This is a genomic window from Psychrobacillus vulpis, assembly GCF_006861825.1.
Classification (GTDB): Bacteria; Bacillota; Bacilli; order Bacillales_A; family Planococcaceae; genus Psychrobacillus; species Psychrobacillus vulpis.
Genome location: NZ_VDGI01000001.1, coordinates 1 through 15174, shown reverse-complemented (window position 1 = coordinate 15174; position 15174 = coordinate 1). Strand labels below are relative to the sequence as shown.

Annotated in this window: 14 protein-coding genes; 11 read left to right on the top strand and 3 right to left on the bottom strand. The window is 34.9% G+C overall.

Translation table 11 applies throughout. From position 1 onward, the window contains the following. Positions 1-221: 221 nt before the first annotated feature. Positions 222-788 (bottom strand): DinB family protein, encoded by a 567-nt coding sequence (locus FG384_RS00065; RefSeq protein WP_142640530.1) that lies wholly within the window; start codon positions 786-788, stop codon positions 222-224. A 414-nt stretch (positions 789-1202) separates the two neighbouring features. Between FG384_RS00065 and FG384_RS00060 the strand changes: the two genes are divergently transcribed. The 4 genes from FG384_RS00060 to FG384_RS00045 all read left to right on the top strand — a co-directional run bounded on the left by FG384_RS00060 (position 1203) and on the right by FG384_RS00045 (position 6641). Further along, positions 1203-3017, top strand: coding sequence for a LysM peptidoglycan-binding domain-containing protein (locus FG384_RS00060; protein WP_142640529.1), 1815 nt, complete (start codon positions 1203-1205; stop codon positions 3015-3017). Between the two features lie 115 nt (positions 3018-3132). Further along, positions 3133-3846 carry an EcsC family protein gene (locus tag FG384_RS00055; RefSeq protein WP_142640528.1) on the top strand — a complete coding sequence of 238 codons (714 nt, stop codon included), beginning with the start codon at positions 3133-3135 and terminating at the stop codon, positions 3844-3846. Positions 3847-4336: 490 nt separating this feature from the next. Further along, positions 4337-6241, top strand: a complete 1905-nt coding sequence (locus FG384_RS00050; protein ID WP_142640527.1) for an endonuclease MutS2 — start codon at positions 4337-4339, stop codon at positions 6239-6241. Between the two features lie 112 nt (positions 6242-6353). Then, positions 6354-6641, top strand: a complete 288-nt coding sequence (locus FG384_RS00045; protein ID WP_338101305.1) for a DUF1292 domain-containing protein — start codon at positions 6354-6356, stop codon at positions 6639-6641. Between the two features lie 66 nt (positions 6642-6707). Here the strand turns inward: FG384_RS00045 and FG384_RS00040 are convergent, their stop codons facing one another. Beyond that, positions 6708-6992 (bottom strand): hypothetical protein, encoded by a 285-nt coding sequence (locus FG384_RS00040; RefSeq protein WP_142640526.1) that lies wholly within the window; start codon positions 6990-6992, stop codon positions 6708-6710. A 173-nt stretch (positions 6993-7165) separates the two neighbouring features. Here FG384_RS00040 and FG384_RS00035 point away from each other — a divergent pair, with 173 nt between their 5' ends. From FG384_RS00035 to ptsP, 7 genes are all read left to right on the top strand, one after another. Further along, positions 7166-7345 (top strand): small acid-soluble spore protein H, encoded by a 180-nt coding sequence (locus FG384_RS00035; RefSeq protein ID WP_142640525.1) that lies wholly within the window; start codon positions 7166-7168, stop codon positions 7343-7345. 253 nt (positions 7346-7598) lie between these two features. Continuing rightward, on the top strand, positions 7599-7874 hold the full coding sequence (locus FG384_RS00030; protein ID WP_142640524.1) for a DUF1292 domain-containing protein: 276 nt from the start codon (positions 7599-7601) through the stop codon (positions 7872-7874). Between the two features lie 349 nt (positions 7875-8223). After that, the gene (locus FG384_RS00025; RefSeq protein ID WP_142640523.1) at positions 8224-10446 is read left to right on the top strand and encodes an S-layer homology domain-containing protein; all 2223 of its coding nucleotides are present in this window, start codon (positions 8224-8226) and stop codon (positions 10444-10446) included. Positions 10447-10684: 238 nt separating this feature from the next. Beyond that, complete coding sequence (locus FG384_RS00020; protein WP_142640522.1) at positions 10685-11167, top strand: PTS sugar transporter subunit IIA; 483 nt, start codon at positions 10685-10687, stop codon at positions 11165-11167. Between the two features lie 264 nt (positions 11168-11431). After that, the gene (nagE, locus tag FG384_RS00015) at positions 11432-12880 is read left to right on the top strand and encodes an N-acetylglucosamine-specific PTS transporter subunit IIBC (protein WP_142640521.1); all 1449 of its coding nucleotides are present in this window, start codon (positions 11432-11434) and stop codon (positions 12878-12880) included. 95 nt (positions 12881-12975) lie between these two features. After that, on the top strand, positions 12976-13245 hold the full coding sequence (locus FG384_RS00010; RefSeq protein WP_142640520.1) for an HPr family phosphocarrier protein: 270 nt from the start codon (positions 12976-12978) through the stop codon (positions 13243-13245). Next, positions 13239-14948 (top strand): phosphoenolpyruvate--protein phosphotransferase, encoded by a 1710-nt coding sequence (gene ptsP / locus FG384_RS00005; RefSeq protein WP_142640519.1) that lies wholly within the window; start codon positions 13239-13241, stop codon positions 14946-14948. The genes FG384_RS00010 and ptsP overlap by 7 nt, the downstream gene beginning before the upstream one ends. Here ptsP and FG384_RS19960 read toward each other — a convergent pair. After that, positions 14941-15174, bottom strand: a 234-nt coding sequence (locus FG384_RS19960; protein ID WP_205961716.1) for a hypothetical protein, incomplete at its 5' end; no start/stop codon positions are given. The two genes, ptsP and FG384_RS19960, sit on opposite strands and share 8 nt — an antisense overlap.

Below are 15174 nucleotides of genomic sequence, written 5' to 3'. Positions count from 1 at the left end.
AATAAAGTTGTTTAATCTTAATACTCTAAACACGCATAACACCGTTCGGAAACGACGGTGTTCAAGAAATAATTGTTTAATTTTCTTCATCTAATATTCATTTTCCTCAAAACAAACAATAATAAAGTCATTTAAGAACTAAGTGTTCTTCCAAAATCTCGCCCTAGTGAGGAAGAATGACTCATTTAATTGTTACATTAATAATCCCTATACTGTAGAAATTATTCAGTTTTCCCTATCATAGCTTCAAGATCCTTTTGAATGATTCTAAAATGATGCGCTTCATGTATAGCTAAAAGTTGAATCGCTTGAATAAGATTAGGAAAGTTTGCTACAGGGTCCAAAAAAATGATATGACCTGCGATATCTTCTTCAATATTATCTACTATTTTCGATACTTTTAAAGTTTCATTGATTAGAAGCTGATTCAATTGTGTAAAGTCCATACTATTATAAATTTTATTGGATGGATTCAAAATAAATGGTGCATTCATAGTTTTTCCATGTTTTTCTTTATACTCCTTATAAATATCATTAATACTATGCTCAAATGATTTATTTCTCATCATTTGAGCATAAAATTTTGTACATGGAATGGTAATGATAGCTGCAACTCGTAGCATTTTTGTAATTAAAAATAAGTGATAAATGGACTCTCCAATAGACCATTTATTCTCTTCAGGTCTTTCCCATAATTTTGTCATCGATAATGATTTGAGTGTAGGAAAAAGACTTTCTCTTTGTTTTTCTAGTGTTGTAAAATGTTTTTTTATACTTTCAGATTTCATAGTAAACCTCCTTTTTCTAGGTCTATTTGGTTATTTAGTCTTCATTTATTGGTGATTTATTAATATAATTTATTGCAATTATTTTCAATAATTTACACAATGCTTATTCCAGAAAATGACCCTTAATGGAATAACATGACTTACATTTTTAAACAGCTTTATTATCACTTAACAACAAATTATCGCTCTAATAAGTATATCATTTAAAAATAATAATCCAATAAGTGGAAAGTATTTTGAATCAATACTCCTTCTCCTTTAAGGTCAATAGCATCCTCTAGATACCATTTAATTAATATAGACATGCACAATCTACTTTTTCCTGCGATAGCTTATAGTATTCAGTGAAAAACATACGGAGAGAAAAGGTAACGGCTCCTTTTCTAGAAGAATAATTATAGTGGAGGCTTGTAGATGCAAATTTTTTACACAGTCCGTCCAGGGGATACGCTGTATCAGATTGCAAAGCGATGGGAATTACCGGTGGAGTCCGTCATTGCTGCAAACAATTTGGAAGCACCTTACACGATTTATGTAGGTCAGCAGCTTTCCGTTCCTCCTGGAGTTGATGTCATACGAGTAAGGCCAGGCGATACCGTTTTTGAAATTGCTCAATTTTTTGGTGTTCCACAATCCGTTATCATCGAAGCAAATCAACTTTTTCCTCCATTTATCATTCAAAGTGGTCAACTTTTGAAAGTTCCTCCAGGTAATCCTTATTACGTTGTTCAACCTGGGGATACACTATTTCAAATCGCTAGTCGTTATAACGTAATAACAAATGAGCAAAGTAAACCTGAGCTGATTAGAGAAGTGAACAACCTTCCGTCCAATACTATATTCCCTGGTATGAGGTTACTCATACCTTATGCTCTTCCTGGCGGGCGAGGTTTAATTGCCTATGTATCCAGCGTAGGAGGAATCTATGATTTATCGTTATATAACCCTACGAATGGGGATAATAGAAAAATTACAAATGGTTTAGGAGAATCTTTTTCGATTCCTTTTTGGTCACCTGACAGTAATAAAATAGCCTTTGTAGGAAAAAGTGAAATTCTATATGTACTACATTTAATGGAAGGTACCATTACACGTATTGACCAATTTAGCGAAGGTTTAGGCATATATATTAGTTGGTCACAGGACAGTCAACAAATAGCTTATACGAAACAGAATGATATCATTCTGTACAATCTCAACACACATCAAGTCAAGAAAATAAACCAACCCGGTTCTACGGATGTCCAATGGTTTCCGAGCGGAGCAGAATTACTTTTCCAAGCACCCGATGCGTCAGGAATAAGTCAGCTTTACCGTATACGAACCGATGGAACTAATAAAAAACAAATCACTCGTAACGATGGCGGACTGCTTAATAATGTTCGCCTCTCCCCAGATGGATCGTATGCTCTTTATACAACTCCAGGTGCTAGTATCTCCATTATTTTTACGTTAGAAATTTCTACTGGAAGGACATTTGAAGTGAGGGGGGGACCGCTTGCGAAAAACTATTTTCCAGTATGGTCACCTAATTCATCGACAATTGCTTACAGTGCCACTGCTTTTGAAGACGTCGGATATTTTTCACTAATAAGAATTACGGAAAGAACAGGAGAGAACGATTTAACAAAAGCCATTTCGAATTGCTTTGCTACTCCTGCTACATGGTCCCCAGAAGGTCGGAAAATTGCATATCTTTCGGGTTGTTATAACCAGGGAATGGCTAGTGAGATGTGGTTGATTGACTTAACGCATCCTGTCCCTGTTCGATTATTAGAAGGGTCATTCATTACGTCTTTGCAATGGTCCCCTATGCCAATTCCTCCTAGGAAAAAAACTTATACGAGCCTTGTTTACAAAGTTCAATTTCAATATCCAGCACATTGGGAAAAAGTAACGAACGAGAGATTTGAAGGACCAGATGGCTTCTTTCAGGTTTCTGCGATTTCATCAGAAGAAACAATTAACGAAGTTTGTCACAATGAAGCATTCCACCAACTATTACCTTACGGTTCCGAACCTCGTATTCATAAAGTACAAATTCAACAACAAGAAGCATGTATTATCTTTCCGTCAGATGATCAACCATCAGAAATGAGGGAGCAATCTGCTCTGATTGTAAAGTATCCAAAACTGATTCAAATAGAGGGAATAACCTATAATTACTTTATTTTGTGGGTAGACCAAGATCATATGAATAAAATTAGTTCTACCATCATTTTTCTATAAATATATTTCACTAAGACTCAAGGCTTAGATTTAAACACCACTTAGGTCCATTTGAATGACTTGCTAATTGGCTATACTAATAAGTAAGAGGTATTGTTTAGAAGGGGAAGGACATATGGTTGATTATACAAAGGAAGTAGAGCAAGAACTTTACTTTTGGAAGCAAAAAATGACAAAGAGATCCGGTCTCATAGGTCGTACATCCAAAACTGTTCAGACGAAGATTAACGGTCTTATTCCAGAAAAATTTCATCAAGTAATGACAGAGAGTATCAAAAACATGGTGAAGGCAACGCTTGTAGGCTCTAACATTACAACAAAAAAACGGTTATCATTAGAACTTAGTCTCTATGAGAGAGACGAACAATTAAAGGAAAAACTTTCTACCTTTAGAAAAACGGCTGTTATAGAAGGCGCTGGAACGGGTGCAGGAGGTATACTACTCGGACTAGTTGATTTTCCATTACTATTATCTATTAAAATGAAATTTCTTTTTGAGGCAGCTGCTATTTATGGGTTCGATACGAATGATTATGAAGAACGACTCTTCCTTCTGCATATTTTCCTATTAGCCTTTTCAAGCGAGGAAAAAAGAAAAAATACATTATTTATCATTGAAAACTGGGAACAACAAAAACATGTAATTGCTGATATGGACTGGAGAGACTTTCAACAGGAATATCGGGATTATATTGATTTGGTAAAAATGTTTCAATTAATACCTGGCATCGGAGCAGTTGTTGGGGCGTTTGCCAATTATAATCTACTCGACCAGCTCGGGGAAACAGTAATGAATTCCTATCGGTTACGTTTATTAAAGCCGATTTAAATTATTCCAAAGACATTTTACTCAATTGACTCTATTTAAAAATAATGCTATATTGAAAATATTCTTATAAAAGGTGTGGTGAAGTATGTCGGTTGTAGGTATAAACTAATTTAGTTTAATAAGGCTTTTAATATCTGGTATTATACCTGTTTATTAAGTGCGCCTTGTTTCACAGTGTTTACTCAACATTGTGAATACCTACCTAAAGACTGCTTCCTTTTCCATATAATCGTTTAACATAATTATGTGTTATGACGAAGAGCATGGCGGGATTTGTCCTGCCATGCTCTTTTTCTTTCATACCCTATATTTGTTGACGATAAAAATGACTTGTGACGACCACAAGGCTGATGCCCGCAGGAGCTTTCTATCCATTTTTCGGTTTAAACCGTAAATATGGAAAGGTAGGAGAGATTCTTGCGGGCATTTTTCTATTGAAAGACCAGTTTACGCGTCTGTCACTTTTCTGATTATTAAAGGAGGACTACACATGAATAAAATGACATATGAAAAATTACAATATAACGAACTAAAGGAAATGGTGAAATCCCACTGTGTAAGTAGTTTAGGAAAGGAATTACTGGATAAGCTTCAACCAAGCACAAATAGTAAAGTTGTAAAAAATAGATTAAACGAGACGACAGAGGCACGAAAGTTATTAGATGCAGAAAGCGCTCTTCCATTAAAGGGGATTTCTAATATTAATCATCAGATGGAAAAGCTTGAAAAAGGGATGATTCTTGGTCCGTCTGAGTTAGTAGCCATTTCGGACTTTTTAAGAGGCTGTCGAGTTATAAAGAAATTTATGTTAGATAAAGAGTTTTTTGCACCTGTATTACATTCTTATGCTTATTCCATGATGGAGTTTCAAAGCATTGAAGAGAATATTAACTACTCCATTAGAGGAAATAGAGTGGATTCGGAAGCTAGTAAAGAACTAAAGCGAATTCGAAATCACATTGCGAAGACAGAAGAAAAAATAGAAGAACGGTTAAATAAGTTTCTGAAGAGTAGTGCGAACAAAGAGTATATTCAAGAATTTTTCATTAGTAAAAAAGATGATCGGTTTACGATACCTATTAAAGCATCTTATAAAAATCAAGTAGCTGGAACGATTATTGAAGTCTCCTCTAAAGGGTCTACTGTATTTATAGAACCAGCTACTATATCCAAATTAAATGCAGAATTAGCAGTTCTTAAGACGGAGGAAGCGATGGAAGAGTATCAAATTTTGGCAACTCTTTCAGGAAGTATTTTAGAGGAAGTAAGACAAATCAACATCAATATTGAATTGATAGGGCAATATGACATGATTTTTGCAAAAGCGAAGTTTAGTAAAAGCATGGATGGAATGGAGCCAAAGTTAAATAATCATGGGTACATTAAGCTGCAGAATTGTAAGCATCCGCTTTTGTCAGGAAACATTGTACCTTTAGACTTTGAAATTGGGAAGGACTATCGAAGTTTAATTATTACAGGACCAAATGCAGGTGGTAAAACAGTCGTATTGAAAACAATAGGAATACTAACATTAGCAGTAATGTCAGGTTTTCATATTGCAGCAGCTAAAGGTACGGAAATAGCAGTTTTCGATCACCTATTTGTTGATATTGGGGACAATCAAAGCATTGAAAACTCACTCAGTACTTTTTCATCTCATATGAAAAATATTTCAGAAATTATGAGTGCTTCAACGAATAGTACATTACTACTTTTTGACGAAATCGGAAGTGGTACAGAACCAAACGAAGGGGCTGCACTTGCGATTGCGATACTCGAAGAATTTTATCAAATGGGCTGTATTACAGTTGCCACCACTCACTACGGGGAGATTAAACGTTACTCGGAAATTCATAGCGACTTCATGAATGCTGCTATGCAATTCAACAGTGAAGCTTTAGAGCCTATGTATAGGCTTTTAATTGGTAAATCAGGGGACAGTAATGCGCTTTGGATTTCTAGAAAAATGAATTTGCGTGAAAAGGTGCTACTAAAAGCACAGCACTATATAGAAAATAAAAATTATGATTTAGAGCGTGTCAAAGAAAATAAAGTAAGAAAAACAATCTTGACTCCTATTCAAGAAGAAGCAACTTATGAATTTGAAGTAGGAGACAGAGTAAAGTTAATTGAACAAAATGATTCTGGAATTGTATATGAGAAAAAGGACAATTTCAATAACGTGTTAGTGTTCTATAAAAATGAAATAATCAAAGTAAACGCGAAAAGATTGGAAATTGAAGTAAAAGCAGCCGAGTTATATCCTGAAGGTTACGACTTAAATGCTCTGTTTGTTAGTTATGCAGAACGAAAATTCCAACATGATATGGAAAGAGGCTCAAAGAAAGCATTAAAGAAAGTTTCAAAAGAAATAAAGAATAGGCTTAGTGAATAATATGGTAGAAAGCTGTACGAAAAAATAGTAACCACTTTAGGGGTAATCGACAGTTTGAAGGGTAGAATAATTAGTGATCTTTTATTCGAAAAAATGTAAGGAGGGAATAGGAATGGAAGAGAAAATGGGTGGCATTGAAGTTGGAGAAATCCTTACTGTAATGGATGAAGAGGATAGGGAGCAAGAAATGGAAGTAATCGGTCTGTTAACAATTGAAGATAAGGAATATGCTGCTGTTGCATTTGCGGATGATGCGCAAGAAGAAACAGTGGAAGAGGTAGATATATACTTTTTCCGAATTGAAGATGGTGAGGAGTTAGCAGAAATAGATACTGACGCAGAATTTGAGAAAGTATCTGCGGCATTTTTAGAAGCACAAGAAGGCATGGAAGAAGAATAAATGATGGAAAGGAGAGGGGAATATCTCTTCTCCTTTTTATAGATGCTTTTATCGCGGTAAGACTAGTTATAATCCATCACGGCATTCGGATTTGCCTTGAAATTGATTATGTTTTATTATCTCACTTATCGTTTCTTCTATTTCATCTATGTAATGTTTGAATAAAGGATGATTCCCTGATTCGCTAAAGTTCTGTTGATCTATAGAATTTAGCAAAGCAATTATTCCTTGGAATTTTAAATCATCATAATTTGGAACTTCAGATTCTCCCTCAATTTCCCCTTTTACTACTAGCTGACCATTGTCATTCTCCATCTGAAATGTAAATTTTATCGTATGTTCAAGTTTCATTTATTATCACCCCTAACTTGATCAATCCCTTTACATACTATATCCGAAAATAGGGGTTTTAATCTCAAAGTATTTTTGGCACATGGGATAAAATAACAAAAGACTTTAAAGAGTATATCTAAGTCATTTTGAACAATATTATAACTATTGAAAATCAAAAGGAGGTGGCTTCAATGGATGCACAACGAGCACAAGAAGTTTCTATTTCGCCAGTTATGATCAATGTAACCTATAATGGAGAAAATATTTACATCGAGCATGTGGATCGTCAAAGTGGAACAGCTACAATCCATTTCCTTAAAGAACCAAATGAGAAACAAAGCGTTTCTATAACAAGCTTAGTTGAACAGTAATTTAGACATGTATTTCCCTTAAAGAAACCACCACTTTTTAACTGCACACCAATTGTTAAACACAAACAATTAGTGTGCAGTTTTCTAGTGATACGATATTGAAATGATTCTATTATTGCAAGTAGAAAATTTTAATATTGTCATTTTGAGAGGTACTACTTATTTTTACTTTGCTAAAAAACCAATAATAGTAGATAATCAAATGTAAGTTAAAATAGGAACTATGCAAAAATAGTGTGAGGAGGAAATTAGAATGGAAGAAAATAAAGGTAAAATCCAAGTTGGCGACATTTTTATGGTGCTAGATGAAAACGAACAGGAGCAAGAAATGGAAGTTCTTGGTTTGCTAACAGTGGAAGAAGCTGACTACGTGGCAGTTAGCTTTGTCGAGGATATTCAAGAAGATTCTACAGAGGATATTGATATATTCTTTTTAAGAGTGGAAGAAGACGAAGAATTATCCATGATTGAGAGTGAAGAGGAATTTGTGAAAGTATCTTCAGCTTTCCAAGTAGCTGAAGAACAATAAATGGTCAAGAAAGAGGGAGAAATTTCTTCCTCTTTTTTTTTTGCAATCGTACATAATAACACTTTAAGAAGAGGGCAATGCAAACAGTTAGAAAAAATAGGAATGTTCCTATACTTGCTAACATAATATTTATAGATTTGCTTACTACCACCAAGAAAGGAAGATAATAACATTGATCTATGATTTGATCAAATGTAAATCAATTGGCTAATGGGCTAACTAAATACCTATACATAGGAATTTATTGATAGCTTCATAAATTGTGCATAAAATTTAAAAAACTTACGTTTGTAATTTACAAAATATGGTGTACGATGTATATGTTACTAAAAAAAGGGGGATTATTTAAATGAGATTAAAGAAATTTGGTATTATATTAACATCTTCTGCTTTAACCTTTGGAATGTTTTCGTCTATTGCAAGTGCTTCAACTTCTATGAATGAACAGCCTAAACAAGTACAATTCGCTTCTACAGAAAAAGTAATATCTAAAACCGAATTAATTAAAAAGTTCCAAGAATTGTTCCCAAAGAAGTTTGACTTTTTATCGAGTAGTGACTTTCATATGAATAGTGGCAACTTTTTTCAAGAGAATGATCAATTACGATACGATTTATCCTTTACTAAAGTAATTAATGGGAAAAGAGTATATGGAAATGTTTCGTTTGTTGGAGAAGAGTTAGAAATGGAGCAATTTTACTACCAACCACCAGTTGAAAAAGATGCTCTATTTCCTGCAAAGGTCTCAAAAGAAGAGGCTAGGAAAATTGCGGATGATTTTGTAAAGGAATTTTTGGGTGGAGAGGAATATCAGCTTGAGACAGACCCTGAAATCTTTTTTCCAAGTCAAATATTAACAGAGCCGATTCGTTACTCTTTTTCATTTACTAGTACTAAAAACCAAGTCTCCATATCGGATCAAACAATAGGAGTATCAGTATTAGGTAATGGTGAAATTGTCAATCTTTACAGAAACCCTATCGAGAAGAACGTTTCTACTTTTGATGATGTAAAACAAGTAAAAGATAAAAATGAGATATTAGAGAAAGTGAAAGAAAATCTTTCGGTTGATTTGCAATACCAAGTGAATACTGATTACAGAACGGGTGAGCGTAGCGTTCAGCTCGTTTATCAACCAACAACAAAATTGCGTGGAGTTCAAGCATCCACCGGTAAGTGGCTAACAGCAAACGGTTACTCAGAAGATATTCCTAAGTCGACAAAGATTGAGAAACTTTCAGCTAATCCATTACCACCAAAGCAAAATGGAGTTACTTTGGAACAAGCAAAGAAAATTGCTGAACAATTTCTTAATATAAAATCCGATAAGGTTAAATTAAACATTGAATCGATCAACGAGATAAAAAATTATAACGGACAAGAAGTTATTAGTGTTCAATATATGTATCAATATGCAAGTGGTGGTTCTGGAACACATCTAGAAATAAATAAAAAAACGGGTGAGATTGTTCAGTATAGTGATATGAAAACCCATATTTTAGAACAACTTGGAGAGACTCCTAAAAAAGAAAATGCTCTTACTCAGGAAGAAGCTCTAACAAAAGCAGTAGGATATTTAAAAGAGTGGGTTCCATCTTATTTACACAATTATGCTATGCCTTTTGAAGAAGCTTATTTTGAAGAAAGACAAGGCATTTATCAGTTCTCATTCCCACGAATTGTAAATGGTATTGCAGTGATAGGCGATCAAATTAATGTTAGTATTGCTGGTGACGGTTCGTTAAACAGTCTGAATGTTAGTTATCAAGAGGAGGAAAAATGGCCATCTATTGATAAAGTTATTTCAGAGGAAAATGCAAAAGCTATTCTGCAAAAGACATTAAGTCTAAAACTTAATTATATGAAATCAGATACAAGCGAAAACAAACATCACTATGATCTAGTATATTTACCGGTATTTAATGAAGATTCGTTTAGTTTTCTAGATGCCAACACAGGGAAATGGAGTAGCTTGTTCGATGAGAAAAATTCATCTTCCATTTCACATCCTTGGGCACAAGAGGAACTTAACTATCTAATAAAAGCTAAGGTTTTAGACATTAAAGATACTAAGAAATTTAATGGAGATGCGTCTGTTACAAAAGGGGAAGCACTAAAAATTATCATCAATTCTCTGACTTATTTTTATGAAGACAGATATAATTCTGAACAAGAAGACAAGAGCCAAACGTTTAACAATATAGATTCTAAACATCCTTTATATCAAGTGATTGAACGTGCCGTGGAAATGGGCATTATTCAACCAAATAGTAAGGGCTTTGATGTGGATGCTCCTATCAAAAGAGAAGAGCTAGCAGCTTGGTATATTCGAATTCTAGGACTTGAGCAAGCAGCTAAACATAGTAGTATTTATAAACTGGATTTTGCAGATGCAAATAAAATTCAAAATGAATACATTGGTTATGTTGCTTTAGTTAACTCTATGGGACTGCTAGAGGCTGATAAAAAGCACTTTAACCCTGATCGAGAAGTGACATATGCAGAGTTAGCCGTTTCAACAATTCGACTTGCTCATGAAATATCTGAAAAAGGAAACGAACTACGCTATTAAAATATAGACAAAATGTAATTTATCGGTTAAACCCCCTCCATCGGTTGAGAAATTCAAACGGTGGATGGGGTTTTGCTTGTCCAATAGATTTCCGGCATGACGGTAATTGTGGAGAGTTTTTCAACTCTTTCATTTACCTCATGCCTTTTTATGTTCTGTACTTTATGATTGCGCAATATATATGAGTTATACGAATTTTTTATCTTCCAACAAATGATGGATACAAAGGAGCAAAAACATGCTAACAAAATTCTTTAATAAACGTAAATTACAAATTTATGCACCTGTCACTGGAGAAATACTTACACTAGACCAGGTTCCCGATCCAGTTTTTAGTCAAAAAATGATGGGAGAAGGAATTGCGATAATGCCTAAGAACGGTAATATTCATGCTCCTATAGAAGGTACAATTACTCTAATTTCAGAAACCAAACATGCAATTGGGCTTCTATCAAATGATGGTACAGAGGTTCTCATTCATATTGGTTTGGAAACAGTTTCCCTAAAAGGACAAGGCTTTACAGTTACTGTTAAAACAGGAGATCGAGTTTCTATTGGGCAATTACTAATCGAAGTAGATTGGGAATATATTCGTGATCATGCCAAAAGTATTATCACACCCATCGTAATTACAAATAGTGCAGAAAAAAAAGTTCAACATGAAGGTACAAAAGAATGCCTAATGGGAGAAACCGTGATAATGGTTACTTCATCAAAATAAATTACTGTTAACGAGCCGTATTAAGTTGAAATGCCTGTAGAAGAAGCATCCTATATCGCATTTCATTTCTATACGATGAAACTAAAGGGAGGAGGTTCACATCAAACTGTTCGAAAAGGAGCAATCATTTTGGAGAGGCTTCAAATGCTCTAGGAATTAATTTAGCTACATGCACTCCGTACTGAATGTTTATTAAAGGAATTGCTATTATTTTATATTTATTTAATTGATTACTAGAAAACTATGAATTGGAGTTGAGTAACAATGATGAAATATCTTCAAAAGCTCGGTCGTTCTTTAATGCTACCTGTAGCTGTTTTACCAGCAGCGGCAATTTTGATGGGTATTGGATATTGGATTGACCACGATGGTTGGGGTTCAGGAAATGTGTTAGCTGCTTTCTTAATAAAAGGCGGGGCTTCGATTATAGACAATATCCCAATTTTATTTGCAGTTGGGGTTGCTCTAGGAATGTCTAAAGCTAAAGATGGTTCTGCAGCAATAAGTGGGTTGGTTGCATTTTTAGTAGTCACGACCTTGTTATCATCAGGTTCGGTAGCTATGTATCAAGGGATAGATGTAGCAAATGTTGACCCCGCTTTCGGTAAAATAGGGAATGCCTTTATCGGAATACTTTCAGGGATTGTAGCATCCATTATGTACAATCGATTTAGTCAGACGAAACTACCGGATTTCTTAGCATTCTTTAGCGGAAAACGACTCGTTCCAATTATGTCCGCTGTTTCAATGCTTGTAGTTTCAGGTGTGTTATTCATCATATGGCCTATTTTCTTTGGTTGGTTAGTTTCTTTTGGAGAAGCAATAAGTGGGTTAGGTTCGGTTGGAGCTGGTTTGTACGGATTCTTTAACCGTTTGCTAATTCCAACTGGTTTGCACCATGCTTTAAATAACATATTCTGGTTTGACACCATAGGGATTAATGATATCGGAAAGTTTTTGGATGGATCTGGTGTCAAAGGAGTCACTGGTATGTATCAGGCTGGTTTCTTTCCAATCATGATGTTTGGATTACCAGCAGCTGCTCTTGCAATGTATCATACTGCTAAAACAAATAGAAAAAAACAAATTGCAGCATTAATGTTAGCCGCTGGATTTGCTTCGTTTTTTACAGGTGTGACAGAGCCTATTGAATTTGTATTTATGTTTTTAGCGCCAGCTCTTTATGTAGTGCATGCCGTATTAACTGGTCTATCTTTGTTCATTGCCGCAACGTTTCAATGGACTGCTGGATTTGGTTTTAGTGCAGGGTTTATAGACTTTTCCTTAAGCTTAGCAAATCCACTCGCGAACCAACCTTATATGTTACTCGTACAAGGTTTAGTATTTGGACTCATTTACTACTTCTTATTTAGATACTTAATCGTGAAATTCGATTTGAAAACACCAGGTAGAGGTGACGATGAAGATTATGAAGATCAGGGCGGAGAAACAAGCACTACAGCAGGCAACAAATTCACTGCTATGGCATCTGAAATTTACGAAGGTTTAGGTGGAGACGATAACGTAGTTTCTGTTGATTTCTGTGCAACTCGTCTACGTGTGGAAGTAAAAAATATGGATTCAGTAGACCAAAAGAAGATCAAGGATACTGGTGTTCCTGGTATTAATGTTGTAGGACCACAAAGTATTCAAGTAATCGTTGGAACAAATGTACAATTTGTAGCAGATGAAATTGAAAAAATGCGCAAATAACATTAATTAGTTTTATATACCAGATTGAAAAAGCTGTTTAACAAGGATTATTCCTTCATTAAACAGCTTTTTATATAACTATTGGAGGTTGAATAATGGAAAAAACATTTAAAATTACTACTTTAGAAGGTGTACATGCCAGACCTTCTGCATTAATAGTTGCTGCTGTAACACCATTTACATCAAATGTAGAGCTTATTTATAACGGTAAATCTGCAAACTTAAAATCTATTATGGCAGTAATGACTCAATCTATTCCTACAGGATCAGTTATAACTATTTCAGCTGAAGGTGCAGATGCAGAAGCATTAATGAGTAAGGTGACTAATGTAATTATTTCTCATGGGATTGGTGAAGAATGTTAGAAATTAATGGAATCGCTGTTTCTAATGGCATCGCAATAGCAAATGCTTATTGCTTAGTTGAGCCTACTTTGTCTTTTGAAAAAGTTGAAATTAGTGAGATAGATGCTGAAATAGAAAGATTAAAAGATGCAGTTGCAAAAACAAAGTTGGAGCTAGAAGTAATACATGAGTCAGCAATGCTCAAGTTTGGAGAAGAGAAAGCAGGAATCTTTTCTGCACATTTGCTATTACTAGAAGATCCTGAAATGTTTTCAGCAATTGTAGGGAAGATAAAACAACAAGTTAATGCAGAATTTGCTTTAGATGAAGTATCTACGATGTATATTAACCTGTTTGAGTCGATGGAAAGTGATTATATGAAGGAACGAGCTGCAGATATTCGAGATGTTGCCAAAAGATTACTAGCTCATTTATTACATATAGAGCTTCCAGATTACAGTCGATTATCAACAGAAGTTATTATTGTTGCGGAGGATTTAACGCCTTCTATGACAGCGCAATTAGATAAACAATATGTGAAAGGAATTGTCACAAATATTGGCGGAAGAACATCTCACTCGGCTATTTTGGCACGTTCAATGGAAATTCCAGCCGTCGTAGGTACAAAAACAGCAACGAAGAATATCAAGCATGGTACATCGGTTATTGTTGATGGAAAGAGCGGAAAGGTTATTGTTGATGCAACAGAAGAAGTGAAGGAATTTTATCTAACTGCACAAAAGGATTTTGAACAGGAAGGTCAGTTACTCCATCCGTATATTTCGCTTCCAAGTGTTAGTGCAGACGGTCATCACGTTAAAATTGTTGGTAATATTGGTACACCAGAAGATATTGAAGCTATTGTTACAAACGGTGGGGATGGGGTCGGTTTATTTCGTACAGAATTTTTATATATGGATCGACAAGAACTACCTAATGAGGAAGAGCAATTTACTGCTTATAAAAAAGTTCTTGAGAAAATGGAAGGCAAACCTACTGTCATTCGTACATTAGATATAGGTGGAGATAAAGAGCTGCCTTATTTAAACCTAGCAAATGAAATGAACCCGTTTTTAGGTTATCGAGCAATTCGATTATGCTTGGACCAACAACATATTTTTCGTAATCAGTTACGTTCGTTATTAAGAGCAAGTGTGTATGGTAATTTAAAGATTATGTTTCCCATGATTGCAACGCTGGATGAATTTAGGGAAGCAAAGAAGTTACTGTTGGAAGAACAACAAAAACTTATAGATAATGGGATTCCTGTTTCTGAAAAAATGGAAATAGGAATGATGGTTGAAACTCCTTCTGCAGCAATCATTGCAGATTTGTTTGCAAAGGAAGCAGATTTCTTATCTATTGGAACAAACGATTTAATCCAATATACATTCGCAGCAGACCGTATGAATGAAAGAGTTTCTTATTTGTATCAGCCTTACCATCCTGCCATTTTAAGACTTGTTAAAATGGTGATAGATGCAGCACATTGTAATGGTAAATGGGTAGGGATGTGTGGGGAGATGGCTGGAGATGAGGTAGCCATTCCAATACTTTTAGCATTAGGGCTAGATGAATTTTCTATGAGTGCATCATCCATTTTAAGTGCACGTTCTCGAATTGCACGATTATCTAAGGAAAAATTAATGCCTCATATGGAGTCTATATTAAGCTTAACAACGGCAAAAGAAGTTGAGGAATATGTTAAAAATATTCTTATTTAACTAGGGTTAGTAGAAAAGAGTGTATTTCATTCATAGAAGGCACTGAAATACTACCTATAATTCGGAGTTGCCAGATGAGGTTGTTAAATATTCCAATAGATAAGAAAATCGTTGAAACGGCTCCCTTTCCGGAGGCCACTGAAAAAGTCCATATAGTTTCACTTTTAATGAAGTTCCCCCGTAGTTTTCCGAAGCTTACCGCTCGCTTTCCACGGGCGAAGAATTT